This is a genomic window from Microcystis sp. T1-4 (genome assembly GCF_000297435.1).
Taxonomy (GTDB): Bacteria; Cyanobacteriota; Cyanobacteriia; order Cyanobacteriales; family Microcystaceae; genus Microcystis.
Window position 1 is genome coordinate 1 of record NZ_CAIP01000325.1, and the last position, 1781, is coordinate 1781.

The following is a 1781-nucleotide window of genomic DNA, read 5'->3' on the forward strand; positions in this document are numbered from 1 at the left end:
CTTTTGTTTGCTACCCTTAATCGCTTATGAGGTAAGCTAGGGAGCAGGGAAGTACAGGTTTTGGCTCTCATGGTAGGTTGATTCATGAATCAACCTACAAGGCACAACGTTTTGACGAATTTTCAGCTATATATTTCCGAGAAATCGACTAAAAACGTTGCTAGATAAGGATTTGAGAGAATGACATTTGAGAGGTTGCTTTAAAAGATTAACCCATTGTCAGTTAAAGCAACTGCTCTTTAGGTTGCCCAAAACCCCCCCTCGGTGAGCGGTTATGCGTCTATCCAGATGCTGCCGTCTTCGATGCGAAGGGGATAAACGGGTAAAGCTTGGGGTTGAGAAACTGCCGCCATCGCTTTGTTAACCACCGGGGGCCAAGTAATCCAGTCTTTGACAGCACCAGTACAGAGATCAAACGAACTACGATGCCAGGGACAAACGATCGCGCCGTCTTCGGTAATTTTGCCCTTCGTCATCGATAATTTTAAATGGGGACAACGATTACCGACGGCGTGGAATTGACCGTTATTGTTAATCAAGAGAATGGAATTTTCCCCCACTTTTACCACTTGACGGGCGCCGGGGGCAAGGGAATCTACAGATAGTACTTTTGTCCAACTCATATTTTTATTTAACTAAGGGAGAGATCGAGAATGGTTTCGGGGTAATTTTGGGCAATAATATCCTGTTTAGCCCATTGTTGGTAATCTTGCAACAATTGACTCATTAAACGCTGTTTAATGCGCAATAAAACCCCTTTTAGGAGACTATTGCCGGTGATTTCTAACAAGGGACGCGGGGTTAACCATAATGGCGGTGGTAGGGCGACTTTCACCTCAAGATTGGCTTTTCCCGCTAGATAGGTTTGATTATTTTTTTCCACAGGAGCGAGTTTGCCTTTAACATTGAGGCTAAAGCGATCGTTGATATAATCAATACCTTTGATCTGACAGTCTTCTGATTGCAAAAATATCGTCCCCCCAGAGGTGGCCCAGACATTGAGAATAACCGTGGGCTGAAAATAGTACATATTCAAGAAGTTTAGGGGACGCATTTTTAGGCGAAACCGATTCTCAGACAGGTGTTCTGTTAAGCTAGTCTCAACGATAGCCTGTACTAATCTTTGCGGTTGGCGCAGATAATGCTGAATCGGGATGGTTTGTTCAGCAACAACAATTTCTAGGGATTCGGCAGCGGTAAAAGTTACTTCCATAAGTTGGTTATCTTAAATTTGTCTCCCTTCTTAATTTTACTTTACAAAACTTATACTTTTCGACGGTCCAGATGTAGAAATTTTACCGCTAAGAGGGGACACAAACCAGATTTTTGCCCAAAGTTAGGCTTTTTTCAGTGATCAGTGATCAGTGGGGGGTTTTAAGTAAACAGTGGGGGAGAAGGGGAATTATGAATTATGAATTATGAAGTGGGAAGAATAAATAAAAATAATCTCCTGACTCGGAGAATTCTAGCCCAATGGTAGATGTTGGATTTTTACAGGAGTTCTATTTTCCGACAAAGATAAGCAAAAATTATCTATTGACTCCAAAAGCTTGAGAATATTTAAATTAACATTCCGCAATATTTACAAATTCTTAAGAATTAATTGAGAAAGATTTTTATTTAACAACGATGTTGTAATGGTTACAGCGATTTGATATAATTTCATGGTGGGTTACTTTGTGCTTTTTTGGGCAGCAATGGTTGAAACCCTTGCCACACCTACAAGGTGATCCTAATTAAAACGGGTAAATTAGTCAATTTCACCGACAACGACGATCTGT

2 protein-coding genes are annotated in these 1781 nt (G+C 41.0%); both read right to left on the minus strand.

Annotation, left to right across the window (positions count from 1 at the left end):
• Positions 1–272 precede the first annotated feature (272 nt).
• Positions 273–623 carry a Rieske (2Fe-2S) protein gene (locus tag MICAI_RS16835; RefSeq protein ID WP_008204906.1) on the minus strand — a complete coding sequence of 117 codons (351 nt, stop codon included), beginning with the start codon at positions 621–623 and terminating at the stop codon, positions 273–275.
• Positions 624–631: 8 nt separating this feature from the next.
• Positions 632–1213: a DUF1997 domain-containing protein gene (locus tag MICAI_RS16840; protein WP_008204908.1), complete on the minus strand. Its 582-nt coding sequence runs from the start codon at positions 1211–1213 to the stop codon at positions 632–634.
• Between the last annotated feature and the right edge of the window lie 568 nt (positions 1214–1781).